We start from the raw sequence: 26,355 nt of genomic DNA, 5'->3' as shown, positions 1-26,355 counted from the left end.
GGCGTATCCGCTGTCAATGGCCGAACCGCCGAATGCGCCAACCGGCGTGAGCAGCACGGCGGATCATCCTGGGAGCCCCTTTCTAGTGGGGATCTGGGCTGGCTTGCAGCAGCCGTTCCAGTCCTGTCTCGGCGTGGTCGACCGCGTCTGTCAGAGCCTCGTGGTGGTGGGCGGAGAGGACGCCGGATCCCAGTCCGGCCGCGGCGACCACTGCGTTAAGCGCGTCTGTCGCCCCGTCGTCCAGGGCGGACGCGGCGACGGTGTGGTGCAGTGCGTCTCGTGCGGCGTATGCGTCGAGTCGGGCGACGCTGACGAGGGAGTCGAGTATGCGGGCGGTATGTCGTCCGGTGCGGTCCAGCTCCAGGGCTGACAGGCCCGTCCGGGTCTGGAAGGCGGCGGTCGGCGGATCGGGGTGGGCAAGGAGCTGGAGGGCCTTTTCCAGGGTGCGGTCAAGGTCGGGTTCAGGAACGGGGGTGTCTTCGGGCCGGCAGTGGGCGTGTAGGAGGAGGGCGATGGCACTCTCCCAGGGCGCCGTGGGCTGGGTGGTGTCGATCAGGCCGCGGGCCTGCTGGTCCAGGCCCTGCTCCATCAGGGCCATGATCTTGATCTGCCGGCCGTCGAGGAGGCGGTTGCCGATGCCGCGGTGCTGGGCCATGGCGTCGGCTGCCTCGGTCCACCGGCCGATTTGAGCGAGGGCGCGGGCGCCGTCCACGAGCAGGGTGATGTACAGCTCCTGGCACACCGTGCGGTGGTCCTCGTCCGTGCCGGTCAGCGATGAGAGGTCGACGGTGCGGCCGTCGATGTCGGTCTTGTTCCGGTGCCGGGCAGCGTCGTTGAGGCAGCGCAACAAGCTGTAGGCGAGTTCGCCGTGGCCGGCGCGAGTCCGCAGCCGGGCGAGGTTGACGAGTGGCATGAGTGACATGACGGCGACCCGGCCGCTGAGGTGTCCGGCGTTGGCAAAGACGTGGTGCTGGCGCCAGCACAGTTCCTCGGCCAGGTCGGGCAGGCCGATGTCGGAGGCGATGAGCGCGGCGTAGTTGAGGACCCCGCAGGTGCGGGCCACCAGGTCGTGGTGGCTCGCACCTGCGGGCGCGACGGTCAGCCCGGTGAGGTGGGTGATGCGCTCCTCCAAGGGGAGCGCGGGTGCCTTGGTGCGGCGGACCAGGGGGACGCGGCTGGCTATCGCGGGGATCATCGGCTCAGCCCTTGCGCGTCCAGTCGACGACAAGTCGGCTGTAGGGCTTGTCGATGACGAAGCGCGCGTCGTCCACCGTCAGATGGTCACGCGAGTCCGCGGTGGCCATACGGAAGCCCGGTTCGGGGGCGTCGTTGCCGCCACTCGCGTCCCAGGCGCGGATCTCGCTCACGACGCGCTCGGCGAGGTCGGCGCCGCTTTTGCCGTGGCCGATCACGCCGACCTCCCAGTACCGGCCCTTCTCGTCCTCGCCTTCCCGGATGGTCAGGTACGCCAGCGACCCGCCGTCGAGGGCTGCCATGGAGCCCCATCGGAAGTGCGGTGTAAACCCGGGGCGCTGTCCCGGGAGACGGGAGAGGCCGTTGGGCAGCACGCAGGCCAGGTACAGGTACAGCCACTCCCAGGCCGAGCCCTGCCGGAACTTCACCCCGGTGTAGATCTTGGTCTGCTGCTCGTCGAGGACGGTATGCAGGGCGTCGCGGTCGACGTCTTGCTCGCTGAACGTCTCCAGGCGCACGTTGCCCTCGCCGGCCATCGGCACGAGGGTGTACACGTCGTCGCAGACGCCCTTGCGCAGCGGGATGAAGGTGGCCATCTCGCAGGAGACGGTTTTCCATGTGTCGCCGTCGCGTTCGAAGGCGAAGGAGCGGGAGATGCTGCCGCGGATGCGCATCGGCAGGACCAGGCGGCCTGCGGGGGCGAGCTGGTCGAGGATCTTCACGGGTACGTCGCCGGCGCCGACGGTGAAGATGATCCGGTCGTAGGGGGCGTGTTCAGGCAGTCCGGCCGCGCCGTCGGCCATCACCGCGGTGGCGTTGTCGACGCCGGCTTCGGCGAGGTGCCGGCTCGCGCCGGCGACGAGATCCTGGTCGACGTCGAGAGTCCAGACCTGCCCGCCGGGGAAGACGATCTTGCCGAGGAGGGCGGCGTTGTAGCCGGTGGCGGCTCCGGCTTCCAGGACCTTGTGGCCGGGCTGGGCGCCGAGCTGTTCGAGCTGGGTGGCGACGATGGACGGCGCGGAGATGCAGGAGATCATCTCACCGTGCTCGTCGTGCTTGATCGGGACCGCGTCCTCCTTGTACGCGCTCCCCAGGTCGACGCCGGGCAGGAAGGCGTGCCGGTCGGTGGTGCGGAAGGCGTCGATGGCCGCCTTGCTGCGCAGGTGGCCGCTGTTGACGAGCCGCTGGGCGAGGTCTTCGCGCAGCTGGTCAGGGTCGGTTACCGGTGTCACGGTGGTCTCCATTCGGGGGAGGCTAGGCTCCGCAGAGGCGGACTTGCGGGTAGACACGTCGCCTTCTCCAGAGGAGAAGGCGACGTGACGGCCGAGCCACGCGGTGGCGGCCTGCACTTCGGCAGGGACGCCTGCACGGTTGAACGCGAAGATGGCGTGGTGGGCGATGACGCCGCGGATTCCGCGTATCAGTCGGCCGTCGGCGGCGAGCCGGTGCAGGCGGCGGCCGGCGTCCTCGAACGCGCCGACGCGCTCGCCCCAGCCGACTTCCGCGTTGGGGCGCAGGGCGGCGTCGGCGTTCATCAGCCGCCGCATCGCGGAGACGGCTCCGTCCAGGGCGGCTCCCTGGGGCGGGGTGACGGGGGGTCGCAGGGCGGCCCACTGGGCGTACACGTCTCCGGCTTCGAACGGGTCCAGCCCGGCCTCGCGGATCATGGCGGACAGCAGCATCACGCTTCGCTCGCGGGCGCCGGGGGTGCCGGTCTCGGCGAGCGCGGCCGGGCTGTCGGCGCAGAACACGTCGTGTGCGACCTGCATGCCTTCAGGGCCGCCGAACGCATGGGTCTCCGGCTCGTACATTCCGCCCGTCCAGCCGGTGATCACGCGGTCGGCGACGAGCTGGTCCAGCAGGCCGGTGGCGGGCTGTTCGGTGCGCAGGCGCACGCCGGCGTCCTTGCGCAGGAAGTGGAAGCGGCGCCCGGCCAGCGCGGTCGCCAGGGTCCGAGCAGCGTCCACTTGCGGATCGGTGAAGGCCACAGATGCGTGCCACCAGGACGTGGCCGGAGGGATCGGCAGATTCTCGTCGTCGAAGGTCATAGGAAGCTCCTTGCACGGCGGCGGGTGTGAGGGTCAGGTGAGGAGGAGGGCGCGGCTCCAGCCGGTGGTATCGGCGGCCTGGAGGGCGAGTTGGGCGCCGGCGCGGCCTTCCATGAAGCCGAGCTTGGGCAGGTGCTCCCAGCCGGTGGCCAGCCGTTGGTGCAGGTCCTGGATGATCGGGGTGAAGCGTTCGGGCGCGGGGCTGTCGGCGGCGACCGCGCGGGTGAGCATCAGCAGCCCGGCCCAGCCATGGCAGAGCGCGGAGTCGGTGATCCGGGCGAGCCGCAGCGGGTCGCTCAGGACGGCCTCCACGGTGTCCTCAGCTGCTTGGCGCCGGGCCAGGTCGCCGAGGGCAAGCGCGGCGAGCTGCTGGGCGCGGGCGATACCGGGCTGGCCGTAGCACCAGGACTGGCGGGCCGGCTCCGGCGCGGGCGGCTGCTCGGCGTCCAGGTGGGCTGCGGTGGACCAGTAGTGGACGCCGTGCCGGTCGAGCCAGGTTGCGAACGTGCGGACGGCCTCCTCCTGCCCGGGGACGCTGACTCCGGCGCGCAGGGCGAGGGAGAGCACGGCCAGGGGGCCTGCGATGCCGTGGGCCATGCCGTTGTTGCCGTGACCGCCGGCCATCTCCTTCCCGTCCGGGCCGACCGCTGACCACCACCCGGGCAGTATCCGGCCCCCACCGGAGGTGGGGTGGGCGAGCGCGACGAGGCAGGCGAGCACGTCGGGCAACCGGGGAGCGGGCGGTTGCCGGGAGAGCAGGAGGGCGGCGAGTCCGGTCAGGCCGCGGATGAGGTCCCATTCGGCGAGGTGGGGCAGCACGCCGGCCGCCTGACGGCGGTGGGCGGCGGCGAGTCGGGCATCCACGACGCGGTCGACGGCCGCGCGGACGTCGTCGCCGGCCCCGTGGGCGCGGGCCAGGACGAACTCCAGGGCGGGTGCGCCGTGGAAGAGGCTGGCGTTGCTGCCGGTGCTGACCCCGCGGGCGGTGGCCTCGGTGAGGTGGCGGCGTGCGGTGGACAGGTCGCCGCGCTCGATGTCGAGCAGGGCCATCCCCAGGGCGCCCTCGGACAGGTCCTGCGTGCGGGGCACGGTGGTCGTGGTCATGAGCGCCTGGCCAGGGGGACGACGATGCTGTGGGCCCGGCCGTCTATCCACCCGTCGGCGTCCGGCGGGGGAGCTTCATGCAGGCTGGCGATGCCGAAGGGGCTGGCGTCCAGGTACGCGCGCAGGAGGTCCAGGTCGACGTCGCGGGACAGGTCGAGGGGCAGCTGCTGGTCGTCTTCGGCGAGCAGGACTCGCTCCGGTACCCGGAACCGGGCACGCCAGGCGTGGAGTTGGTCCGCCCACTGCTGGAGTGGGGCGGTGCGGGCGGGCAACGTGCGGCTGCGGACCTTCCACCGGGCAGCGGTGAGGATGGTGCGCCGGTAGGTGAGGGCCGGGATGGAGGGCAGGGTCCAGGCGGCGCCCCAGTCGAACCAGGTGACCTGCGGGGAGGCCGCTCGGCTGATCTCGCCGAGGAAGCGGGCCATCGGCGGGGTGTAGTTGTTCCACAGGAAGTTGATGGCGGTGGGGGCCAGCAGCTCAAGCGGCTTGCCCGTGGCGGACTCCACCAGCTGGGGGCGGCCGTCAGTGACGGTGACCGACAGGTCGCGGGGGAAGAGGACATGCGGGGCGGGACGGCGGAATTCGCCGACGCTCACCACGCGGGGCAGGGCCTGGGGCGCGCGGGTGAGCAGGTCGGCCGGCACGCGTCCGGCGTGGAAGGAGAGCTGTGCGAGTTCCGCCTGCGGATCGACCGTGGGCAGGTTCGCGTACGCCGTCTCGGTGCCGGGGAACAGATGCCAGAACCGGCCGGTCATCGATCCGGCGGAGCGGGAGACGGTCAGCACGCGCAGCCGGAAGTCGCCCCGGTCCAGGGCCGCAACGGAGATGGCGTGAACCTGGGCTGCCAGTTCGAGGTGAGGTGCCAGGCCGTGGGGCTTGTCCCCAGCCGCTGCTTCCAGTTCCTCGATCACCGCCCCGGTCAGCGCGACGGTGCGGTTGCCTTCGGTGGCGGCGGTGCCGGCCAGCTCCAGCAGCAGGCGGTCGCGCCGGGACATCGGCCGGGGCGGTTCGCTCGCCGTGACGAATCCTGCTGGGAAACCCACGCCCCGGTCGGGGTCCGTGGCCGCGTCCACCGGCACCGGGGTGTTCTCGCCGTAGCGCTCGGAGAACTGCTCGATCCACCGCCGCCAGCTCGGTGTCCCGTTCGGATGGGTGACCAGGCGGGCCAGAACGGACGCGGCGGTCTGCACTTCGGTCAGCACTTGCTCGGGCAGCCGCACGTCGGCGTCCAACCGCAGGTCGCATGCGGCGCGCAGCCCGGCTGCCTGAGCGCGCGCCGCAGGCGGTAGGACGTTCGTTGGGTCGGCGACGGTTGCGGGCGCGCGCAGCGAGGAGCGCAACAACCGCACCCGCAGCAGTTCACCGAGTAGCCGTTCGCGCGCGGCGCCGTCCACGGCGGGGAACTCCGCGGCCAGCTTGTCGGACAACTGGCGATACGTGACCGGTGACCGGGCCAGGTCCAGTACGAGGCGCAGTGCGGGGCTCAGAGCGAGGCGGAACTCGGCGTCGCCCTCGGACGGTACGTGAATGTGCCGGCCACGCTGATAGATCAGGGTGTTGACGCAGACCTCGGCGTCGGCCATGCGCGCCGCGTCGCTCTCCCAGGTGCTGAGGACGTCATCGAGACCGGCCGGCTCGGGACGGACCACGACCTGGTGCTCGTCCCCGATACGAACGGACGCGGTCCGGTCGAAGGCTAGCGGGGCGACGCCGGCGAACAGGCCATAAGGGGTGGAGCGGCGTGCATATCGGATCGCGTAGCGCGCAGTGGACAGCGCCGCCCGGCGCATCCGGCGCACCTTCGGTGTGCGGCCTTCGATGATGGCCTGCACCTGCTCGGCGAGGTTCAGGCTCGCCTGCGACACGGTCCGGCAGAAGCCGGTATCGGACCACACCGTGCTTAGCCACGCGCGCCACTCCTCCGCGGGCGCCGTGGCCGTCGGCCAGGGCGGCATGGCGGGCTCGGGTGTGTGGACCGCGGCGCGCAGCATCGCCTGCCCCGCGGCCTCGTACAGGCTGGGCCGGTGCCGTGTCATCAGGGCTCTCCTATCTTCTGCAGGCGGGAGGGGCGGGCCGCACGGGGAGAGCCCCGTCCGGCCCGCGTTGCCGGGGTGATCCGGCTTACGAGGTGGTGCAGGCGCTGGGGCAGGAGCTGCCGCAGGTGTCGCCCGTGCTGCACATCAGGACCGTCTCGGTCGCCGGCGTGCCCTCGATGAAGGTGATGTCGAGCCCGAACGGGTCGGCATCGGCCTTCACGAGGTCCGTCTGTGCGGGAGCGGTCGGCCTCTCGGCCTGGACGGCGGTCATGCATGCCTCCTAGGAGTGGCGGATGGTGCGGGATGCCGAGGCCCGGTCGGGCCCCGGGGTCTGCTGCCAGACGCCGACAGGCTGCGAAGTCGCCTGAGCAGTCGCGCGCCTGGGAACCGGGGTGGTGCCGTCAGGCTGCGGCGGGCTGCGCGTGCGGCTGGTTCTTCGCGGCCTGGTCCAGCACATGGGTGAAGTGCTCGGCCCGCTGGTCGCCCTCGGCCTCCCGGGCGCGGAGATCGCCGAAGCGGTGCCAGTACCGTCGGCAGACGTCGCTGCTCATGACCATCGAGGCGTAGAAGGGCAGTTGCCCGTCGCGGACGAAGCCGAGGCGGTCGCGGAGACTGAGCATGCAGATGAGCTGGTTGGCGCTGAGCAACTGCATGTACTCCTCGACGTCCATGCCCTCGGGCACCCAGAGCTTGGCGAGGCTGGCATCGGTGGACATCTGCGCCAGCCAGTCGAGCTGGTTGCGGGTGACGATGACCTCGTTGCGCTCGGCCTGGTGCCGCGCGTCCTGCCTGAGCCGGGCGGCTCCGACCACGGCGGTGGTGAGGGAGACGGCAGCACCGGCAGCTAGGACGGCGGTGGTGAGCTTCATCGGTCAACGATCCTTTCGCAGAGCGGAGTTGCGGCCGGAAGGCCGACTGGGAGAGAAGCTGGTGTTCCGCGTGTTCACGCGGCCCCCGCGAGGACGACGGTCGGGGATTCATCGGCAGAGCCGTCAGGGGCGTACCGGCGGCGCATCGCCTTCACAGCGACAGCGATCGGCGGCAGACGGACGGTGGCCCTGCGTGTGTCGACGGACTCCGGCGCGCGCAGCGGACACAGCTCGATGCCGTCGGCGTGCAACAGGAGCTGGGTGCCGTACTCCTGGTCGCGCCCGCTGGTGACGAGGGCGCGGTCGTACAGGTGCGCCCAGTGCTGGACCAACGCGTCGCCGTCTTGGACCGCACGTCCCAGCAGGGTGGTGGCGGCGCGCTGGAAGGCGGGGTCGTAGTCGCTGTGCAGAGCGATGCTCCACGCGGCACGGGCCGCGTCGGGGCCGACGAGGCAGTGGCCGGGCCAGTCGTACTCGGCCAGGATGCGGCGCAGCACCTTGGTATTAGCGTGGTCGGCGTGCCGGGCCCGCCCGAGCTGGACGGCGTCGAGCTGGCCGCGCACGTGCGCGGCCCGGTGTGCGGCCGATTCCGTGGCGCGGGCGATCAGCTCGCGGGCGAGGTCGGGCCGCTGCGGTTCGTCGCTCGTCACGTGTCGCTCCGATCATCGGAGGTCGGTCGAGGCACGTGGACCTGGCAGCTGATCATCGCGCTGAGCGTGGGGCGGTGCTCCGCTTGGAGTTCGAGGCGGGCGACTCGATCGCCGTCGCGTCCGGGGCCGGATCCGCACACGTCCCAGCCGATGTCGGTGAACCGACGCAGGAGGGCAGCGAGGGGTTCGGCTTCGAGGGCGTGGCGGGCTAGAGTCTCGGCCCGTACGACGGGGAGATCGAGCCGGGCGGCCAGGTCGGACGCCCACAGGGTGATCAGGCGGGTGATGCCGTCGGACTGGTCGGGCAGGGTGTGGACGCTGCGGAGGAAGAGGCACGGCCCCTTGCCCCATCCGAGGTCGGGGGCATGCTCGGGGATCATGCAGGCCAGCAGCTTCCCGTCCTCGAACAGTCCGGCGGACCGGGTCTGCGGCTCGCGGAATTGCGCCGGGATGTCGGCTCGGGCGGGTACGGGGAGCCCGTGCAGGGTCAGCCAGCGCTGTCGGTCCTGGACAAGGGCGGCAGCTTCCTCATGCTCGGCGTCCGTGCGTAACGTGCGCACCTCGTACACGGCGGTTGGGGGCGCCGGGATGGAGGATGCCGCGGACGGTGGTTCCTCGCGGCCCGCGAGAGTCGGAGGGATGCTCACAGGCTCGCTCCGCTCCGCGTCGCGTGGTCCGAGCGGAGCTTGTCCCAGGCGTGGCCGAGGATGACGAGCTGCGTGAGATCGGTGGTGCCGACGGCGGTGAGGAGTTGGTCGGTCTGTTCCTTCAGATCCGCGGGGGCGATGCCGGCGGCGTGTGCGATGTCGAGCGCGAGCTTGTGGCTGGCGAGCGCGCGCCAGAGCTTCGCCTGCTCGGAGCTGACGTCGGGGGCGGGCCTGGGGGCTACGGGGTTCGGCGCATGCCCGGCAGACAGGATGGCGTGCACGAGGACGTGCAGTGGTGCGCCGGGGCAGCCCAGCTTCGATCGCAACGCCTTGACACGGCTCCTGACGGTCGAGGAGGCCAGGCACTCTTTGGCGGCGATCGTGTGTACGCCCAGGCCGGCCGCCAGTGGCAGGGCGAGATCCTTCTCCGCCTGGGTGAGTCGTTTGGTCGGTGACGTCGTGGTGGTCATGGTGTGAGGTCCAGATCAGTGTGTGGTCAGCTCGTGAGCCGGGATGGCGTCGCTGTCCGGGTCCAGGCGGTGCGTCAGGTGGCGCCCCTGCTCGGGGCTCAGGGTGATCGTGAGACGGTCGGATCCAGATGTGTTCTTGGGCTTCGACGCCACATGGACGCCCGTCCCCACTGTCTTGCCGAGCAGCCGCTGGAGCCGTGCGGTCGGGTCGGCGACCTCTGCGAGGAGGAGGCGCTGCGTCAGACGGTGCGCCTGTTCCAGGCTCATCCCGATCGTGAGGCGGTCGACCTCGTGCTCGCAGGCGGGCTCGATGTCTGCGGACACCGGAGATCCGACGACTCCGGTGATCAGCCACAGGATCCGCTCGGTGAGCCGGCGAACCCCGCGCCGGCGGTGGAGCTGGAGATCTTCTCCGATGTCCGGGGCGCCGAGGAGCCGCGCGAGGGTGACGGCCGAGTCCAGCTCGTCCTCGGCCAGGTGGAGGCTGAGGGCCTTCGTTCCCACGTCGATCGTGGCGTCGAGTCCGTGGTCCGACAGCACGTCGTCGAGATGCTTGGCGGTGGTGCGGGCGGTTATCCAGGGCTGCAGCAGCGTCGCGATGAGCGTGCGCACGGAGTCGGCGGTGGGAAGGGTGAGGACGATCCGGAAGGTCTCCTCGTCCCGTGCGGCGGTGGCGTTGATGCCGACTTCACGCAGCCATTCGGAGGCGGCTTCCACGGTGTCCTCGAAGGGACAGTAGCTGCTGCTGTACACCGTCAGCTTCAGGGCCGTCCCGTTGTCGGCCGATTCGACCGACGACGTGAAGGCGGCTTCCCTCAAAGCGCCTTCGAGCTGCTGCTTCAAAGCGACGGCACTTCCCACGGTGGCCTGCTCGGGCACTGTCGGGGGGTTCGCGGTCATGGTCACTTCCGGGTTCGGTGGTGTGCTGTGGTGCCGCCGGCCCCGCCTGCCCGGGGGAAGGGCAGTGTCGGGCCGGCGGCGGGCCCGTGCGCGGCGTTGCGGATTCACGGGGGCCGCGCACGGGGGCTTCATGCGGGGGTGGGATCGGGAGCCCAGTCGGTCTGCGCGGTGACGTGCTCGGACCACTGGATGGGGTCCTCGTGCAGAGCCGTCTCGGCCAAGCGCAGGCGCTGGACCTCACCGGTCCCGGCGGGCGCGTAGGTGTGCTGGATGTCGCGCCAGAGCCGCTGGAGGACGTAGCCGCCGTCGAGTCCGTGTGCCCCGTGCAGTTCCATCGCGGCCTGGGCGGCCTCGGCCGCCCACTTGTGGCCGAGGTGCTTGGCGGTGATCAGGTCCGCGTCGCAGGGCACGCCGAGGTCGAGGAGATGCACGGCCTGGTAGGCCAGGACGCGGGCGGCACGCAGGTGTGCCTCCATCTGGCCGATGCGGTGCCGTATGACCGGGAGGTCGGACAGAACGCTTCCGTACCGAGGCCGGGTCTTGAGGTACGAGGTGGTGATGTCCACCACCGCTTCGTGCAGACCCAGGCTGAGCGCGGCCAGATTGGGGCGCCCGGAGAGGATGCTGCCGCTTTGGGCGACGCTGAGCCCCTGGCCGATCTCGCCGACCACGTGGTCCTCGGGGACGCGGACGTGGTCGAGGTCGAGGCGGCCGGCGGAGAAACCGTGCAGGCCGAGGGCAGGGCGGTGCTCGGCGACGGTGAGCCCGGGGCGGTCGGCTTCGACCATGAACGCGGTCAGCGCCTGGGAACTGCTCACACCCGGCTGGGCGGTGCGAGCGATCACCAGGTGGGCTCCCGCCAAGTGGCTGTTGCCGATGTGGATCTTGCTGCCGGTAATCACCCACTGGCTGCCGGAGCGTTCGGCGATGGTTTCGATGCCGCCGATGTGTCCGCCGCCGAGCGGCTCGGTCACTGCGATCGACAAGAGCAGTGAGCCGCCCGCGATGCGGGGCAGCCAGCGGCTTTTCTGCTCGTGCGTGGCGCAGCGCAGCAGGGCGCCGACCGGGATCAAACTGGCCTGCAGGATGGCTGCGGCAGCCGCAGAGACCCGCGCGATGCGATGGACCAGAATCGTCTTGGCCACATGCCCGGCGCCCAGCCCACCGAAGGCCGGCGGAACCGTGACGCCGAACCAGCCCCGCGCGGCCGTCCACTCGGCGATTTTGCGCTCCACCCTGCCTGGGGCGGCCTCCATCCGCGCGACGCGCGGCGCGACGTACTCGGCCGCGAAGGCGTCCGCCTCCTGCCACAGCAGGTGGTGGCGGGCGGTGAGGTAGGGACGCAGTGCCGGTGGCAGTGTGGTGGACATGGTCTCCCTCTCCCTGGTGAAGGTCGCGCTGTGGAGCGGCTGGGGATGGACGGCTTAGCGGAGGGGGGCGCGGGCGATGTGGTCCAGCACCTGCGTGGCGGCGTTGATGACGATGTCCCGCAGACGGCGGGCATCGGCCAGGGGCCGCTTCTCGGGGTCGATGACACACACCGTGCCCAGCACGGTGCCGCTGTCGTCGATGAGAGGGGCGCCGAAGTAGGAGCGGATCCCGACGGCGTCGACCACCGCGTTGCCGCTGAAGCGCGGGGACGCGTGCACGTCGTGCAGGGGGAGGGCCTTCTTGCGGGCCATGACCTCCGGGCACCAGCCGTGGTCCCGGCTCATGGTGCGGCCGACGATCACGTATCCGCTGTCCGCGGGCGGCTGGTGCAGCCCGATGAAGGTCTGCTCCTCCAGGAACAGGTTGACGAACCCGTACAAGAATCTGGCCTGTGTGGCCATGTCGCGGGCCAGGTCGTCGAAATCCTCGTTGGGCACGGTGGGCACGCCCAAGCGGTTAAGCAGCTCGTAACGCTGCGCCAGCTCCGACGCCCGCTGGGGCGGCTGGCTGGTGAGGGCGGTGGCGGGCGGGGTGACCAGGCCACGGTGGGCGTCCCGCATGTCGCGTCGCGGCAAGGACCGTGCGGATGGGGCGGCGGCTTGCGGCGTGCGGTAGGAGTCGCTGGGGTGCTGTGACATCAGGCGTCCTGGAGGGTGGTGGAAGGTGTGTGACCAACGCGGCTCGTGACGGCGTCGGCGTGGTGGACGAGGGTCAGCAGAACGCCGGCGACGTGATTCGGGTCGCGGGCGTCGCAGGTGACCACCGGCACGGCGGCGGGGAGTCCGAGAGCGGTGCGGACCTGCTCGGGGTGGTAGCGGTGCGCCCCGTCGAACTGGTTGACGGCGACGACGAAGGGGAGACCGATGTCTTCGAAGAAGCTGACGGGGGTGAAGCTGCTTTCCAGGCGGCGGGTGTCGACGAGGACGACCGCGCCGACGGCACCGCGGGAGATGTCGTACCAGAGATCGACGAACCGGTCCTGGCCGGGCGTGCCGAACAGGAACAGCTCCAGGGGCGTCAGCGCGTCGGGAAGGCTCAGGCGACCGAAGTCGAAGGCGACCGTGGTGGTCTGCTTGGCCTCGATGCCCGCCAGGTTGTCGACGCCCGCGCTCGCCTCGGTCAGGTACTCCTCCGTGCTCAGTGGTGTGATCTCGCTGACGGCGCCCACGGCGGTGGTCTTGCCCGCGCCGAAGCCCCCGGCGATGACGATCTTCAGCACGGTCGGCGCACCGGCCTGCGGGTGCGGCCCAACGGTGGCCGGGTCATCCGGCCTGGGGATAGGCGATGGCATCAGGCCACTTCCTCCTCAAGCCCGCTGAAAGGGCTGCCAGCAGTTGGGTAGAGGGACGGGATCCCGCGCCGGTATCGGCGTAGGGGTGGGGCAGGGGGACGGTCAGGGCGTCGGCGTCCAGGAGGTCGGAGACGAGGATCTTGACGGCGGTCACGGGCCGGCAGAGTCGGCCGGCCAGTTCGGCCACCGACCGCCGGCGCTCCCGGCACAGGGCGAGAATCTCCTCGCACTCCTCGGCCTGCGCCGGGCCGGGCCTGCCTGGTCCCGCTTCCAGCACGGTTTCCAGGCCGAGCAGGTGCCGCGGCTTGGTGCGCCCGCGCGTGAGCATGTAGGTCCGCACGAACACCGCCTGCTCGGCCGCGGGGCCGGGCGTGCTCACCGGACTTCTCCGTCCGTGCTGACACGGACGGAGATCAGCATGTACGGGGCGAACTTCTGGACGAGGCGGCCCATTTCGAACCCGACGGTGCCTGCGTCGGCGTCCCTGGTGGCGATGACGGCGAGGATCGTGTCCACCTCACCGCGGTCGTTGCCGGGGTGGTTGTCGAAGGCCGCGCTGCGGCCGGCGCTCTGGACGAAGAACAGGCAGTCGTCGCGCTCGATGATGACCTGCCGGGCCGGCCTCTTCTTGTGGCTGGGGCCGGTGATGTTCGCTGCGAGGGAGGCAACCCCGCTGAAGGCGGCCGACAGTTCGTCCGCCCAGTCCTTGTCGACGTCGCTGTCCAGCAGCCGCAGTCCGTCGCGCGAGATCAGGACGGCGTGCGTGACGCCCGGCGTCTCGGCGGCGAACTGACGCAGCAGCCAGGCCATGCCGTCCCGCTGTCCGCTTGTGGTGGTCGCGGATGCGGGCGCATCGCCAGTCACGTTGCTCGTCGCGGGGTGGGTGTTCATAGGGATCGCTCCAGAAGGGGGAAGGGCCAGCGGACGTACGCGGCCACCGGGAACGCGAAAGGTCGGGTCAGGGTGTGGGGTGTTCTGCCGAGGCAGGAAGGGAACCGGCGGTGCCGCCGGCCCGGAGGCCGTTGCGGAAGGCGGCTGCGAGCCCGGGCGTTGCCGCGGCCACGGGTGCTTGCTCCCGCTCGTGTGGCGGACGGAAAGAGTCCGGCCTGCTTGTGCGCGTGGGAAGAGCGGGCACGTCGGCCGAATGCCCCGCTGCGATCGGTGCCCCAGCAGCGCCGGGGCGTGCGGCCTGACCCGCCCTCGGGGCGGCAGGAGCCGCAGCCACCTGCGGGTGCCGCCCGGAGGTGCGGGCTTCCTCGGGCGGCAGTGCGTCCGCGTCCTTGACCGATGGAGTTGCTACCAGGAGGCGTGCCGGTATGACGACCAGGGCGGTGGTGCCGCCCGTCGGGTTCTCCTGCAGGAGGACGGACAGCCCGTGTGACTGTGCGATCTTCGCGGCGACCAGCAGGCCGAGCTGTCCGGCCCGGACCTGGCCGCTGACGTCGACCTCGTCCGGGGCTTTGAGCAGGTGGTTCATCTGTGCCCGCGTCTGCGGGGGCATGGGGATGGCGCGGTCCTCGACCTCGATGGCCAGCCCGTGCGGCACCCGCTGCGCGCGCACCATCACCCGCGTCGCCGGATCCGAGCACTCGCAGGCGTTCTCGATCAGCTCGGCCAGCAGGTGCGTCAGGTCCGGGCCCATATGGCCGGGCAGACCCAGCTCGGCGCCCACAGATCCGGCCGCGACGGCCACCCGCGGATACTGCACGACCTCGGAGACGGCGCCGCGCAGGGCCGTCGTGACGGGAACGGGCCGGCGCACGCTGCGCAGGGATTGCCCGCCCAGGACCGCCGTGCTCTCGACCTGGCGGCGCATCCGCGTCACGAGGTGATCGATCTCGAAGATCTGGGCCAGCAGCTCCGGGTCGTCGGTCAGCATCTCCAGCTGGCTCAGCGCCTGGAGTGCCTTGCTGACCAGGGCGTGCTCGCGCATGGCCAGGCGGCGAAGCACTTCCAGGAGAACGACGGACTGGGACTCGTCGTGCACGCGGATCAGCGAGGCGATGGCCTGCGCCTGGAGGGCACTCAGGGCGTTGTCGATCCCGGCGTTCGGATGGGGCGACCGCGGGGTCTGCGGGTCTGGCAACGGCGGGCGTTTTCCGCGGCACAGCTGGTCCGCCGACCACTGCACTGACTTCTCGACGGCTGCCGCTGCCACTGCGACCGCTTGCAGCGCTGCCGCCTGGGAATCCTCCACGGCCGACTGCACGGCTCTGGCGACGGCGCGCGCTCCGCGTGCCGCCACCGCGGCGACCCCCGCCAGTCCGCAGACGAGGCCGGCCAGGACCCAGCCGGTGCCTACGACGGACACCGACCGGAGAACGAAGGCGGCGACCAGCAGCGCGGCAAGGAGCACCAGAGGCAGTGCCACTGCGCGGCGAGCGAGGTACAGCGTGTTCGCGTCGACCGGGGGCCGCCGCCTGCGGTGGCTGGTAGCGGCTGGCCGTGCCAGGAAGGCGCTGTCAGACATGGAAATCCTCGTCAGGGGGGTGGGGTGGCTAAGCGTGCTGCGGCGTCAGGTCTGCGGCGCTCTGGCGCGTGCTGCGGGAGGCCGAGCGGGGCGTCGGAACCGCGACGCCACCTTGGCGGCGGGAGGACTGCGCCACCATCTGCTGAAGGAGCAGGGCGCTCTGGATCAGGCCCATGTGGCTGAACGCCTGCGGGAAGTTGCCGAGCTGGCGCTGCTGGATGGGGTCGTACTCCTCCGCCAGGAGCCCGAGGTCGTTGCGCAGAGCGAGGAGGTGTTCGAACAAGGCGCGGGCCTCGTCGAGGCGGCCGGTCAGGGCGAGGCCATCGACGAGCCAGAAGGCGCACAGGAAGAAGGTGCCCTCGTCGCCGGTCAAGCCGTCCACCCCGGCGGCCTCACCGCAGGTCCGGTACCGGTACACGAGCCCGTCGTCCGTGGAGAGTTCACGACGTACGGCATCCACTGTGCCGATGACGCGCGGATCGTCGGGTGGCAGGAAGCCGGTGCGGGGGATGAGCAGCGTGGCAGCGTCCAGTTCCTTCGAGCCGTAGGACTGGGTGAAGGTGTTGCGCACGGGGTCGAAGCCCTTGTCACAGACCTCCCGGTGGATCGTCGCCCGCAGCTCGACCAGAGGGGCCACGTCCATGTCGAGCGCGCCGGCCTCGGCCAGGCGGATGGTGCGGTCGACCGCCACCCAGGCCATCACCTTGGAATGGACGAAGTGCCGGCGGCCCCCGCGGATCTCCCAGATGCCCTCGTCGGGCTCCTGCCAGCGCCGCGCCAGGTGCTCGATGAGCCGCCGGTGCAGGACCGCGGTGTCGGCGCAGTGGGCGACACCGCTCTGGTGCGGCAGGTACAGGGTGTCGATGACCTCGCCGTACACGTCGAGCTGGAGCTGGTCCGCCGCCCCGTTTCCCACCCGTACTGGGGCCGAGCCCTCGTATCCGGGAAGCCACGGCAGCTCCCGCTCCCGCAGGTCACGCTCTCCGGTGATTCCGTACATGATCTGCAGGTTCTCCGGGTCCCCGGCCACGGCACGCAGCAGCCATCGCCGCCACGCCTGTGCCTCCTGCCGGTACCCGGTCCCCAGCAACGCCGCCGAGGTGGTGGACGCGTCGCGCAGCCAGGTGAAGCGGTAGTCCCAGTTTCTGTCGCCGCCGATCTCCTCGGGCAGCGACGTGGTCGGCGCGGCGACGATCCCGCCGCTCGGCCCGTAGGTCATCGCTTTCAGCACGATCGAAGACCGGACCACGGCCTCACGGTAGGGGCCGTCGTAGGCGCACTGCCGCGTCCAGTCCTGCCAGAGGGCGAGTGTCTCGGTGAGCGCCGCGTTCGCATCGGGGATCCCCGGAGCCGGTGCGTGGGACGGGGACCAGCTGAGCACAAACGCCACGCTCTGCCCGGCTCGGACGGCAAAGGCACTGACGACGACGCCGTCCTTCTCCACCTGCCGGACGCAGGTGTCGAGCCACAGCGCGTCCGCGCCAGCCTCCGCGACCATGCGCCCACCGGCCTCATGGATCCACGGGCTGACACTGCCGTATCCCGGCCGCGGACACATGGCCGAGACCATCGCAACCTCGCCGACCAGGCCCTCGACGATCCGGATCACCTGCGGTGCCCCGTCGCGAGGCGGCATGAAGTCCAGGACGCGGACCGACCCGTCCGGTGTGCGCCAAATCGATTCGAGAACGAGCGTGTCACCGCGGTACCGGCGCTCGGCGACCGCTCTGGGCCCGGAGGGGCCAGGCGCGGCCGGGGCGATCTGCCAGGTGCCGTGCTTGTGCGTGCCGAGCAGGCCGGCGAAGACGGCCGACGAGTCGAACCGGGGCAGGCACAGCCAGTCGATCGAACCGTCATCGCAGACGTGGGCACTGGTCTGCATGTCGCCGATCAGGCCGTACTGCTCGATGCGCGGGAGGCGTTTCATCGTGTGGGTCTCCGTAGTCCCCGTGGACCCGGGGGTGGCTTCGGGGCCGCCGGGGCGGCCGGGAAGTGTCGGTGAGAGAGGCACGGTGGTTACCGGTCCGGGGGAGGACTGTTCTGCCTCGGCCGGGGATCCACGTCCCGTGGAGCAATGCGGTCGGTTACTCGCTCACCACGAAGAGCCAGCCACGCCATGGGACCGAGAATCAGCGCGATCAGAACTGCCCCGGCGGCGGTCATGTCCGGGGCACCGACGCGGCCAGAACCACGCACGCGAGGGCGAGAGCGAAGACCGCGCCGCGCAGCACGTTGATCGGCGGCTTCCACCAGCGCCGTCTCTGGACCGACTTCGCAGGGGCCACGTCGTGGGCCTGCACGGCAGCGATAAGGTCTTGGGTCGCCTCGGCCAGCCTGACCAGATGAACCCTGCTGGGCATGTAGCCATCGGGGAGGCCGCCCGAACAGAGCTGCTGCGCACGGAGCAGGGCTGGCTCTTGCGAAGGCGTCAGAGCTCCGAGCTGGCTGACGTGTCCTCGCAGCCGCAGTGCGAGGTCCTCCACATCGGCGGCAGTATCGGGTAACGGCGAGTCCTCGCCCAGCACGAGCGCCACCGTTTCCGTCGCCGAGGCCGCCGGGTCCCGTCGCAGGATGGGCTCACCAAGGGCGTGGCTTCTCCTTCCCTGATCACTGAGTTGGCACGCCCGGCGAAGGGCTAGCGAGGGACGCATGACGCAACTCCTAAGTGAATCAAGCCAACTTGAGCGAGGAACGCTGTGGACCGCAGGCAACTGACGTGCAAGGTGAGTGATCCTGCGGCTACGTTGAGCGTACCGCGAATCCCTGTCAGGGGGTATGCCTACGCGGCCCTCAAGGTCGTCAAAGGCGTCAAAGATCATTTCGGAACCGAGGGGCAGTACATGGCCCGTGAGAGAAACGTCGCCCTTGCCGCGCTCCTGCGCGAAGCGGGCTGGTCCCAGCCCCAAGCAGCCGCCGCGGTCGCTCGCGTTGCCGCGGAGAGCGGTGTACGCGAACTGGAGGCCATTTCCCGCTCCCACATCGCCATGTGGGTCCAGGGCACGAAGCCCAGTGGACGAGCGCCTCATATCCTGCGTGAGACGCTGTCCCGCAGGCTCGGCCGACGCCTCACCCTCGCTGACCTCGGACTGGAAGATGGGCCGACAGGATCCACTAACAGTAGTTCTGACTGGAGCGTCGACCCTCTGACCGTGCTGGCCGAGCTGGGAAGCGACGATCTGGACATGCACCGACGCAAGCTGTTGGCTACCACCGCGTACTCGGCCGCCGGCCTCGTCCTGCCTGCCGCTCCCTGGTGGGCAGCCGCCCCGGCCGCGGCGGCCTCGCGCCCTGCAGTCTCCTCCCGGCTGGTGACTCAGGCTGACATCGACGATGTCCGCAAACTGACCACCTTCTACTCCGCGAGGGACCAGCAGCGCGGTGGAGCCTCGGGGCGCTCGGCCCTGGCCGGCCATCTTCGCGACGAAGCGGTGCCGCTCCTGGGCAGCAGGTTCCGAACGGAACGGCACCGCCGGGATACGTACTCGGCCGTGGCAGAGATGACCTACCTCGCCGGCTGGATGGCCTTCGACGCCTCAGAGCATCGGACCGCCCAGCGCTACCTCACCCTCGCCGCACGCATTGCGGCCGAAGCCGCAGACGGACCGCTGGGCGGCCACATCCTGCGTGCCCTCGCCCATCAAGCAGTCGACCTCGGGCACCCACGCAGAGCGCTCGACCTGGCCGACGCCTCCACGTCCCGCACCCACTACGGCCAGGCCAGCTCGCGGGAGAAGGCCCTGCTCGCGGTAGTCCATGCCCGCGCCCTGGCCGCCGGCGGCGACCGCCGCGGCACTCTCGCGGCCATCAGTCGCGCGGAGAGGGACCTCGCACGTGCCGATAACGAGGACGCCCCCGACCGCGTCAGCTTCTTCCAGGAAGCCTCCCTCGCCCACGAGACTGCGTGTGCCTTGCGGGACCTGGGAAATCCTCTCGACGCGGAGTTGCATTTCCAGCGCAGCGTCGCCACCCGCCGGCGGCAGCAGTATGCCCGTACCCACAGTGTGACCCTCGGCTACCTCGGTGCTGTCCAGGTCCAGCAGGGACGCCTCGATGAGGCATGTGGTACCTGGGGACAAGCACTGGACGCCATGGCTGGCGTCCAGTCCGGCCGCGCCCGCGACGTCATCGTCCGCATGCAGAGCGACCTCTCGCCTGTGCGGCAACGTGGTGGCCGCCACGTCGCTGAACTGGACCGCCGGGCGCGGGAAATGCTGCGCGCCATAGGCTGACCACAGGGCACGTCCGCAGCTATTGACGGCAGCTGCTGAACACGCGACCCCGTTAGAGAGGAACGAGCGCCGATGGCAACGTACGAGGTCGAATCGATCGCAACGGTGGTCGGGGGCCACACCCGCGTTCAGGACGATTACCAGGGCGGAGTCGAGTCGGTCATCCGACTCAACGAGGCGTACCCCCTTGAGACGCTGCAGGGAATCGAAGAGTTTTCCCACCTGACGGTGACCTGGCTCTTCCACCTGTCGCGACCGGAAGACGTCCAACTCCACGCACGCAGCCCCCGCGGGAATCCGGCCTGGCCGTCGACCGGTACCTTCGTCCACCGCAACCATCGGCGTCCCAATCAACTGGCGATCAGCTACCCGCGGCTGCTCAAGGTCGAGGGACGGGACCTGTTGGTCACCGATCTCGACGCTGTAGACGGAACGCCCGTGATCGACTTGGCACCGTACTTCGAACAGATGGGGCCTCGTGGCCCGATCCGTCAGCCCGCCTGGCCCGGCGAGATGCTCGAACCGAATTACTGGGCGAAGGCAAGCGAACGGCCCTTGGAGCGCCCTGTATGACAGAAGCGACTGAGCTGCCCGGCTTGCCATTTGCATCGTCGGGACCCAACTGGAGGTCTGGCTCAAGCTGCAGCCCTCGCGTCTCGGAACTCACACCACGTCTCCTCGCCGTTGCTCTCCCATGCGTCTGAGATCGCATCGACCAGCCGGATCCCGCGCCCCGATTCGCCGTCGAGTCCGGCTTCCTTGAGCACAGCGGGCGCCGGGTTGTGGTCGGTTACCGAGACACGCACCACGTCGACGGCCACCGTGATGTGGAGCACGACTTCGCCCTCACCGTGGACCACGGCGTTGGTGACCAGCTCCGAAACGGCCAGTACGACGAACCCCGCCACCGGCTCTGAAACACGGCACCGCCGCAGGAACGCCCTGGCTATGCGCCGCATCTCCCCGACCTTCGCAAGGTCGGGGAGAAGGGCCGCCTGACAGGCATGGTATGCCGCCGGTACCTCTGCCCTCGCCCATGCGCCGGCCCCGTCTTCCTGAACCGGCCTGACGCATGACGCGCCTGCTGTAGCCGCACAGCTACGGATGCCCCCGCCAGGCGGGGCCGCCTCTTGGAGCCTGGTCATGTGGGCTATGGCACCGTGCTGCGACGCCGTCGACCAGGGGAATCCAGAGGGGGAAGTTCGCGTCAAGGGGAAAACTGCAGGGGGGAATTGAGGCCATGATGGGATTCCGTCCACCGACAGAGGTCACACTCATGCCAGACCCGTTCGCCGACCTGCTCCTCCGGCTTCGACAGGAAGCGGGCCGGACGCAGGAGGAGCAGGCGGAGGCGATCAACGCTGTCTCCGGCCGGGACACCATGACCCGCCGAGAGATCAGCCGTTATGAGAACTTCGAGAACATTCCTACCAACCACACAATCGGCCACATAGCGGCGGCCTGCGGTGTCCCCTTCGAGGAACTACAGCGAGAGGCCAGGGCCGCCCGCGCTCGGAAAAGAAAGGAGCATGCCGATGCAGGGGAGGACCAAGACGCCGTGAAGCGTCGCACGCTCCTGGTTAGCGCCACTATCGGCGTGAGCGTGGCCGCCGAGCCTTGGGGGCGCCTCGCCTTCGCCCTCAGCAAGGGGACCAAGATCGATTCGCCCGCTGCTGCCGCGCTCATCGACCGAGCCGCTGAACTGCACGTTCAGACCTCAACCTCAGCGCACGGCGGCTGCAGAAAACGGTCGAGTCGCATCTTGACGCGATCACTGCGGCCCTGCCTCGTGCAGGCGAACACGAAGGCGCTCTCACTATCGCCGCTGGAGAAACCGCCGCTCTGGCCGGTTGGGTGGCCTGGGATTTGGGGGAGCACGACAAAGCCAACGCCTACTACAAAGTCACGTCGCAGTGCGCGGCGGCTGCCGGGCATCCTCCACTTCGAGCCCTGGCCCTGACCTACAGCAGCTACGGCGCTTTGACGCCAAAGGCGAAGATGGAGTTCCTCTCCCAAGCCGCCAACGACGTGCGAGGCCACGGCAACGCTACTGCTGCGGCCTGGGTTCTCGGCAGGCACGCGGAAGAAGCTGCGGCGGCCGGCGACGAGGTCGGGGCGCTCCGGGCGTTAGACCGAGCGCGCTTCGTCTACGATTTCGCGGACCACACCAGCGAGCAGGCATGGGTCAGGTTCGTGACCCCATACCGCATGGACTCGTTGGCCCTGTCCGTGTACGGCCAGCTGAGGCGCCCCGAGCTCACGTCCACAGCTGATACCGCGGTCGACCGCCTCGGAGACGGGCTACCGGACGGGGGCGCCGTAGTCCTCGGTGATCTGGCGTCGGCCCTACTGCGTGGGGGCGACGTCGGCCAAGGCGTCTACGTGGCCCGCCAGTTCGCTGCGGCGGCACAGGCCAAGCCCAACACCATGGGCAAGGAGCGGGCGGCGGCTATTGCAGCGTTGCTCCCTGACAGCGAGCACGAACTTGCCGTTCATTTCCGGCGGTTCGCATCCTGATCCACCTCGGGTGGCACGCGGCAAGCCCAGGGCACCAACGCCGCCGACGCCCGGCCCGTGGGTCCTCAGTCGGTTTCCGTTTCCTCGAAGACCCAGGACAGGTACGCCTCCGACCCGCCGGTTACGGGCAGTGTGATCCATTGGGGGACGTCGTACGAGTGCTTCTCGTGCACCCACGCTTCTAGCGCGGGAAGACGGTCTGTCGTAGTCATATACGAGATGCGCCACTCCCGCGCCGCCTCGACCTTCCCCTTCCACCAGTAGAAGGCGGTGATTGGCGCATCGATGTGGACTCCCGCTGCCAGCTTGCTCTCGACCGCACCTCGGGCCAGCATCGTCGCCTGTCCCTCGTCGTCGCTGGTCGTCTGCGCAATCACAATATCGTGGGCCATGCAACTGCCTCTCCAGCTCGGGTACCGCGACCCTACCCAGCCGTCCAGGGCACACCGAAAGCTGGTAGCCACCGCTCAAGGCGAGTGAGGCTCGACCACGTGCCTGTACCAGTCAGGTGCCGGTGGGCCATGCGGGGTGGCGCGTCGCTTCGGCACCGCGGTGGCAGGTTCTCGTCAACGAGGTCGTGCGGCTGCATGAGGCAGGCGCCGGGGCTCGTGCGCTTCACAAGCCCACGACAGGAGGATTTGCTGGCTGTCGGCGGCCATTCGCTCACGGCAGACGAGAAATAGGACCACAGGACTGGATACCTCCGTCCGGACCATGTCAACGTACAACGTCCCGGAAAACACCAAGCCAGGATGTGCAGATGGTCCACTGCGGCTCGGGTTGCGCAATGCCTTGAAATCCTGCACCCGTTTGACTGCCTTGCTGGCAGGGCTCCTACTTGGGGAGGTCCGCCTGTCTGACCCCGCTATTCGATCCGCTCGCTTCACTGCACCCGTTCTTTATACCCGCGGCGCGTCTGAACGCCTGGTACAGCCAAGCAGCGGGCGACTACGGGACCCTTTCCGCCGAGCTGTACGTCTGCCTTTGCGTGGCTGGCCTGCTCGGCGAGGACCTGTTGCAACCCGGCTATCGCAGCGTCAGTGCCGCCCTCGCATACCGTGCGGCACGTCTTGGCGACGCAACACGGCAAGTGGCACTCACCATCAGGACGAGCGACTCGCTGCCCGGAATCTCGACCGCCTCACCGATGACGGTCTGCTCGTGCTCGCCACGGACGACGCGCACCTGGTTGCGCGTCGGCTGGCCCTGGCTGCGGCGAGCCTAAGCCGATGCTGCCTTCGTGATGCGGTGCGCAACATAGACGACGATCGCCGGTTAGCAAAACCGGCGATCGTGAGGTTCCTTGAGGACGTTCGCATGCGCGGCTGTGCTTGGCGGCGGAGCTGCAGCGAACTCAGCAGCCCGTGAAACGGAATGGCACTGGTCTGGTGCCAGCCAGATGATCCGGCGCCCTGCTCGTGCAGGTCCCCTTGAAGGAGAGTGAGTACCCCCTGTCCGTTCCGATCAAGAAGCTTCCACCCAACTCCAGGGGACAGGTGCGCTACCGTTTCGTAGTCGACGTAGGCATCGACCCTGACACCGGGAGGCGCAAACAGCTGACTCGTACGTTCGCCACTCTCAAGGAGGCGAAGGCTGAGTACGCGCGCATCACAAACCGCCGCGAGGAAGGGACGTTCGTACCGCCCAACCAGATAAATGTAAATGAGTGGCTTGATCAGTGGCTGGCCATGAAGGCAGAGGATTTGGAAGAGACCACTATTTACAACTATCGGGTTACCCTCGATCGAGTTCGGGGGAGGTTGGGGCGCATCCGGCTTCAAGAACTCACCGAGGAAGATGTAGAAAATTGGATGCACTGGGCGTTGAAGCATGGGCGGGTGCGCGGTGGCAAAGCAGGTACTCCGCTTGGAGTGACCAGCGTGGAGATGAGTCTCGCCCGATTGAAGGACGCCCTGAATCGAGCCGTTACGCGTCGGCTAGTAACCATGAATGTAGCCCAACATGTGACCATCCCACGCAGAGCACGTAAAGAAGAGCGAAAGAAGAAGCAGGAGGTGAAGCCGTGGAACGTGCAGGAGATTCATACGTTCATTCACGGTGTCCGGACAGAACGGCTTTACGCTGCTCTCTTGCTGTCCCTCATGGGTCTACGTCCGGCTGAAGTCTGCGGACTCCGATGGGAAGACGTGGACTTGGAAGCCGCCACGATCACCATAGCCAACACGCGGACAATGATGGGGAACCGGTACGTTGTAGAGAAGGACACCAAGTCCCTGGCCGGGGAACGGGATCTTCCTTTGCCGGCACCGGTGCTGGCTGCCCTCAAGTCGTTCAGGGCTCTCCAAGCCAAGGAGAAGCTCGTCCTCGGTGAGGCTTACTCAGATTCCGGATACGTCGTGGTGCATGAGACCGGGGAAGCCTTCACGATCAAGCAGCTCCGCAGACGCGCTTACCGGCTCATGGAGATCCTTGAACTCCGCAGAGTGCGCCTCTACGACGCTCGCTCCTCCTGCCTCACATACCTCGCCAACAAAGGCGTGCCGGATCACATCCTTGCCCGGTGGGCCGGGCACACGAACGTCAAGACCACCAAGAAGTGGTACGTGAAGCCGGACGTGGAGGACCTCCGCGGAGCCGCCACAACGTGGGACGGCCTGCACGGTGCTGCGACGGAGGGGCAAGCGTGACTCAGGCGGCCTGCCGATTTAGCGACCTGCCCAGCCGTATGGCAGTCAAATCGAGTGGACCCGGAGGTCGCTGCTGGCTGTGGACCAGCGACGGCAAGGGGGAGGGGCGGCCAGGCTACCGCCAACGTCTCCCCTCCTGCGAGGCAAGGCAGAGCTTGCCCGCCGTGTGTGCGAGGTACTGGTGGGCTCGCGTATTCAACTGTCGCCAGTTCTCCGCGGTGATCAGCCCGATGGTGACTGACGGTTGATCTCCGGAAACTGCCGTAGCCTTGCGCCATGAACCAGCAGGAGCGTGAAATCTATCAGGCAGCCCGGGCGGAGTTCGCGACGAAGCGTCGGGAACTCGATGAGGTTTGGCCGATTGACCAGACCGAGGAGGAGTTGACCGACAAGCAGTGGGCTGCCCTCGAAGAGGTCGAAAGGGCAGCGGTCGCGTTCACCGCTGCGCGCGACGCGTACTACGGCTGATCGCAGGGGGCTGGGACGGCGGTTGGAACATCGGTACAGCCGTTGGCGCTGAAATTGATCACGTGCGCTGACCCGGCTCTCGCTCTCCCGGCGCGCTGCGGTTACGTCCTGGGCGCCGTCGAGGGCCTGGCGCAGACTCTTCATCTGTGCGGCGTGGCCCAGGCCGGGGACCAGCGTGAGCCGGGGCTGCTGCCGGGCCCACGGGTAGGGTCGCCCGCGGTAGGCCCTCACCCCGTCGGCATCGGGGTGGGGCCTACCGGCCTGGGGACGGCTACGCGCGGGAGGCGCGGCCCACGGGCGCGATCAGGACCTTCGCGGGGTCCGTCTCGCCCTTGTTGTACTCGGTGATGATGTTCTCGGCCAGCGGCAGGGAACGGGACTGGGAGCCGCCGCCGGACTTCGTCATGCGGATGGCGTTGGTCTTCCACAGGCGGACCGTGTACTTGCGCAGGGCCTTGGCCAGACGATCGAGGTCGACCTTGTCCCAGTTGTTGTCGATGACCAGGCCGACCGCGCGGAGGACCATGTTGTCCCACGAGGAGGCGTCCCGGCCCCAGGCGGCGGCCACGGTGTTGAGGACCTTGGGTAGCAGTCCCTCACGCTTCTCGCCCACGGCCATGACGGCCTGGACGGCGCCCACCTGGTTGACCGTGCTGCTGCCGGTGACGGTCAGACCGCAGGACCGCACTTCGGCGTCGATCCGCGTCACCAGCGGTTCGCCGGCCTTGAGGGCCACCCGGTAGTTGTCCGCGGGCTTGACCGCCTTGCGGTCGCGGTTCGCGGCGAGGAACAAGGCGGCCTCCTCGGAGATGTCCAGCCCTTCGTACACCAGGCAGTGCCGTTCAAAGTCCGGTCCGTGCTTCTCCAGGGCCACCTGATTGCTGTGCTGGCCGTCCAGGACGTAGTACCGGCCGTCGGACCGCCGGGCGACGATCGCGGGGAGCAGGACGGCGGGGTTCCAGATCTTGGCCAGCTTGTTGGCCCAGGGGCGCTGGAACATCCGCTGGGAGTCCAGGCTGGGGTCGACCTCCAGCAGGCCCACCGGAATCTTCCGGTAGTAGACGGGCCGGTCGTCGTGCGGCACCGGCTCGTACTGCGGCGGCGCGTCCTTCCCGCGCTGCTTGCGCACGGTGACCTTGCGGACGGGGGCGGTCTTCGTCCCCCGTTTGCCCTCGGCGCCCTTGGGGGCCGGGGCGGTCGTCGTCGCCATGGAGGCAACTCCCGTCCAGGTTGGTGGTTTGGCGGCCAGCCAACCTTAGAAATTTCTCGCATGTCAAACGGTTTCGCATCTCCGAAGTTCTCGCACTTTTGTTCTTCTCGCATGGTCTTGGACCCGACACGCTTGTGACCTGCTAATTAGGGGCTGATTGTGCGTTCGCCCCC

The 26,355-nt window shown here is 69.2% G+C and carries 25 protein-coding genes and 1 pseudogene; 5 read left to right on the top strand and 21 right to left on the bottom strand.

Annotated elements, in window-relative coordinates; translation table 11 throughout:
• Window positions 1–82: 82 nt before the first annotated feature.
• From HEP81_RS07410 to HEP81_RS07325, 18 genes are all read right to left on the bottom strand, one after another.
• Window positions 83–1,195 carry a hypothetical protein gene (locus HEP81_RS07410; protein WP_037662028.1) on the bottom strand — a complete coding sequence of 371 codons (1,113 nt, stop codon included), beginning with the start codon at window positions 1,193–1,195 and terminating at the stop codon, window positions 83–85.
• Between the two features lie 4 nt (window positions 1,196–1,199).
• Window positions 1,200–3,242 (bottom strand): methyltransferase, FxLD system, encoded by a 2,043-nt coding sequence (gene fxlM / locus HEP81_RS07405; protein WP_037662026.1) that lies wholly within the window; start codon window positions 3,240–3,242, stop codon window positions 1,200–1,202.
• Between the two features lie 33 nt (window positions 3,243–3,275).
• Complete coding sequence (locus HEP81_RS07400; RefSeq protein WP_037662023.1) at window positions 3,276–4,346, bottom strand: lanthionine synthetase LanC family protein; 1,071 nt, start codon at window positions 4,344–4,346, stop codon at window positions 3,276–3,278.
• On the bottom strand, window positions 4,343–6,382 hold the full coding sequence (locus HEP81_RS07395) for a lantibiotic dehydratase family protein (protein ID WP_243279313.1): 2,040 nt from the start codon (window positions 6,380–6,382) through the stop codon (window positions 4,343–4,345). The genes HEP81_RS07400 and HEP81_RS07395 overlap by 4 nt, the downstream gene beginning before the upstream one ends.
• An 85-nt stretch (window positions 6,383–6,467) precedes the next feature.
• Window positions 6,468–6,653: an FxLD family lanthipeptide gene (locus tag HEP81_RS07390; protein WP_037662022.1), complete on the bottom strand. Its 186-nt coding sequence runs from the start codon at window positions 6,651–6,653 to the stop codon at window positions 6,468–6,470.
• Between the two features lie 130 nt (window positions 6,654–6,783).
• On the bottom strand, window positions 6,784–7,251 hold the full coding sequence (locus tag HEP81_RS07385; protein ID WP_037662020.1) for a DUF6082 family protein: 468 nt from the start codon (window positions 7,249–7,251) through the stop codon (window positions 6,784–6,786).
• A gap of 74 nt (window positions 7,252–7,325) precedes the next feature.
• A complete protein-coding gene (locus tag HEP81_RS07380) occupies window positions 7,326–7,901 on the bottom strand; it encodes a DUF6624 domain-containing protein (protein ID WP_037662017.1) in 576 nt (191 codons plus the stop codon).
• Window positions 7,898–8,470: a hypothetical protein gene (locus HEP81_RS07375; RefSeq protein WP_037662066.1), complete on the bottom strand. Its 573-nt coding sequence runs from the start codon at window positions 8,468–8,470 to the stop codon at window positions 7,898–7,900. The genes HEP81_RS07380 and HEP81_RS07375 overlap by 4 nt, the downstream gene beginning before the upstream one ends.
• 74 nt (window positions 8,471–8,544) lie before the next feature.
• Window positions 8,545–9,018, bottom strand: coding sequence for a helix-turn-helix domain-containing protein (locus tag HEP81_RS07370; protein WP_037662015.1), 474 nt, complete (start codon window positions 9,016–9,018; stop codon window positions 8,545–8,547).
• Between the two features lie 15 nt (window positions 9,019–9,033).
• Complete coding sequence (locus HEP81_RS07365; protein ID WP_157854582.1) at window positions 9,034–9,918, bottom strand: hypothetical protein; 885 nt, start codon at window positions 9,916–9,918, stop codon at window positions 9,034–9,036.
• Window positions 9,919–10,046: 128 nt separating this feature from the next.
• Window positions 10,047–11,288 (bottom strand): acyl-CoA dehydrogenase family protein, encoded by a 1,242-nt coding sequence (locus HEP81_RS07360; RefSeq protein ID WP_037662010.1) that lies wholly within the window; start codon window positions 11,286–11,288, stop codon window positions 10,047–10,049.
• Between the two features lie 54 nt (window positions 11,289–11,342).
• Window positions 11,343–11,987 (bottom strand): GAF domain-containing protein, encoded by a 645-nt coding sequence (locus tag HEP81_RS07355; protein ID WP_037662008.1) that lies wholly within the window; start codon window positions 11,985–11,987, stop codon window positions 11,343–11,345.
• Window positions 11,987–12,568 (bottom strand): GTP-binding protein, encoded by a 582-nt coding sequence (locus tag HEP81_RS07350; protein ID WP_037662007.1) that lies wholly within the window; start codon window positions 12,566–12,568, stop codon window positions 11,987–11,989. The genes HEP81_RS07355 and HEP81_RS07350 overlap by 1 nt, the downstream gene beginning before the upstream one ends.
• 43 nt (window positions 12,569–12,611) lie before the next feature.
• Entirely contained in the window at window positions 12,612–13,019 is a 408-nt protein-coding gene (locus tag HEP81_RS07345; protein WP_037662005.1) for a DUF742 domain-containing protein, read from the bottom strand.
• Window positions 13,016–13,531, bottom strand: a complete 516-nt coding sequence (locus HEP81_RS07340) for a roadblock/LC7 domain-containing protein (RefSeq protein ID WP_037662004.1) — start codon at window positions 13,529–13,531, stop codon at window positions 13,016–13,018. The genes HEP81_RS07345 and HEP81_RS07340 overlap by 4 nt, the downstream gene beginning before the upstream one ends.
• 67 nt (window positions 13,532–13,598) lie before the next feature.
• Entirely contained in the window at window positions 13,599–15,110 is a 1,512-nt protein-coding gene (locus tag HEP81_RS07335; protein WP_078967664.1) for a sensor histidine kinase, read from the bottom strand.
• Between the two features lie 28 nt (window positions 15,111–15,138).
• Entirely contained in the window at window positions 15,139–17,037 is a 1,899-nt protein-coding gene (locus HEP81_RS07330; protein WP_037662002.1) for a glycoside hydrolase family 15 protein, read from the bottom strand.
• A 232-nt stretch (window positions 17,038–17,269) separates the two neighbouring features.
• The gene (locus HEP81_RS07325; protein ID WP_243279311.1) at window positions 17,270–17,644 is read right to left on the bottom strand and encodes a DUF6415 family natural product biosynthesis protein; all 375 of its coding nucleotides are present in this window, start codon (window positions 17,642–17,644) and stop codon (window positions 17,270–17,272) included.
• A 306-nt stretch (window positions 17,645–17,950) separates the two neighbouring features.
• Between HEP81_RS07325 and HEP81_RS07320 the strand changes: the two genes are divergently transcribed.
• Together HEP81_RS07320 and HEP81_RS07315 are read left to right on the top strand one after the other, a co-directional pair.
• Entirely contained in the window at window positions 17,951–19,339 is a 1,389-nt protein-coding gene (locus HEP81_RS07320; RefSeq protein ID WP_190276093.1) for an NsdA family TPR-like regulatory protein, read from the top strand.
• A gap of 72 nt (window positions 19,340–19,411) precedes the next feature.
• On the top strand, window positions 19,412–19,912 hold the full coding sequence (locus HEP81_RS07315) for an SAM-dependent methyltransferase (RefSeq protein ID WP_037662000.1): 501 nt from the start codon (window positions 19,412–19,414) through the stop codon (window positions 19,910–19,912).
• A 62-nt stretch (window positions 19,913–19,974) separates the two neighbouring features.
• On the opposite strand, the gene HEP81_RS42115 is transcribed toward HEP81_RS07315, so the two are convergent.
• Complete coding sequence (locus tag HEP81_RS42115; RefSeq protein ID WP_078967663.1) at window positions 19,975–20,484, bottom strand: ATP-binding protein; 510 nt, start codon at window positions 20,482–20,484, stop codon at window positions 19,975–19,977.
• A 131-nt stretch (window positions 20,485–20,615) separates the two neighbouring features.
• Here HEP81_RS42115 and HEP81_RS42605 point away from each other — a divergent pair.
• A pseudogene (locus HEP81_RS42605) lies at window positions 20,616–21,856 on the top strand (helix-turn-helix transcriptional regulator).
• A 65-nt stretch (window positions 21,857–21,921) separates the two neighbouring features.
• Here the strand turns inward: HEP81_RS42605 and cutA are convergent.
• Window positions 21,922–22,248: a divalent-cation tolerance protein CutA gene (gene cutA, locus HEP81_RS07300; protein ID WP_037661995.1), complete on the bottom strand. Its 327-nt coding sequence runs from the start codon at window positions 22,246–22,248 to the stop codon at window positions 21,922–21,924.
• Between the two features lie 1,038 nt (window positions 22,249–23,286).
• On the opposite strand from cutA, the gene HEP81_RS07295 reads away from it, so the two are divergent.
• Both HEP81_RS07295 and HEP81_RS07290 read left to right on the top strand, forming a co-directional pair.
• Window positions 23,287–24,504 carry a tyrosine-type recombinase/integrase gene (locus HEP81_RS07295; RefSeq protein WP_243279306.1) on the top strand — a complete coding sequence of 406 codons (1,218 nt, stop codon included), beginning with the start codon at window positions 23,287–23,289 and terminating at the stop codon, window positions 24,502–24,504.
• 276 nt (window positions 24,505–24,780) lie between these two features.
• Window positions 24,781–24,972: a hypothetical protein gene (locus tag HEP81_RS07290; RefSeq protein WP_037661993.1), complete on the top strand. Its 192-nt coding sequence runs from the start codon at window positions 24,781–24,783 to the stop codon at window positions 24,970–24,972.
• A 271-nt stretch (window positions 24,973–25,243) separates the two neighbouring features.
• Here HEP81_RS07290 and HEP81_RS07285 read toward each other — a convergent pair whose 3' ends face one another.
• Window positions 25,244–26,182 (bottom strand): DUF6551 family protein, encoded by a 939-nt coding sequence (locus HEP81_RS07285; protein ID WP_243279305.1) that lies wholly within the window; start codon window positions 26,180–26,182, stop codon window positions 25,244–25,246.
• Window positions 26,183–26,355: the final 173 nt, after the last annotated feature.

The organism is Streptomyces griseofuscus, assembly GCF_014673495.1.
Lineage (GTDB): Bacteria > Actinomycetota > Actinomycetes > Streptomycetales > Streptomycetaceae > Streptomyces > Streptomyces murinus.
Note: the sequence above shows the minus strand (reverse complement) of the source record. Positions and strands in the feature narration are given on the sequence as shown.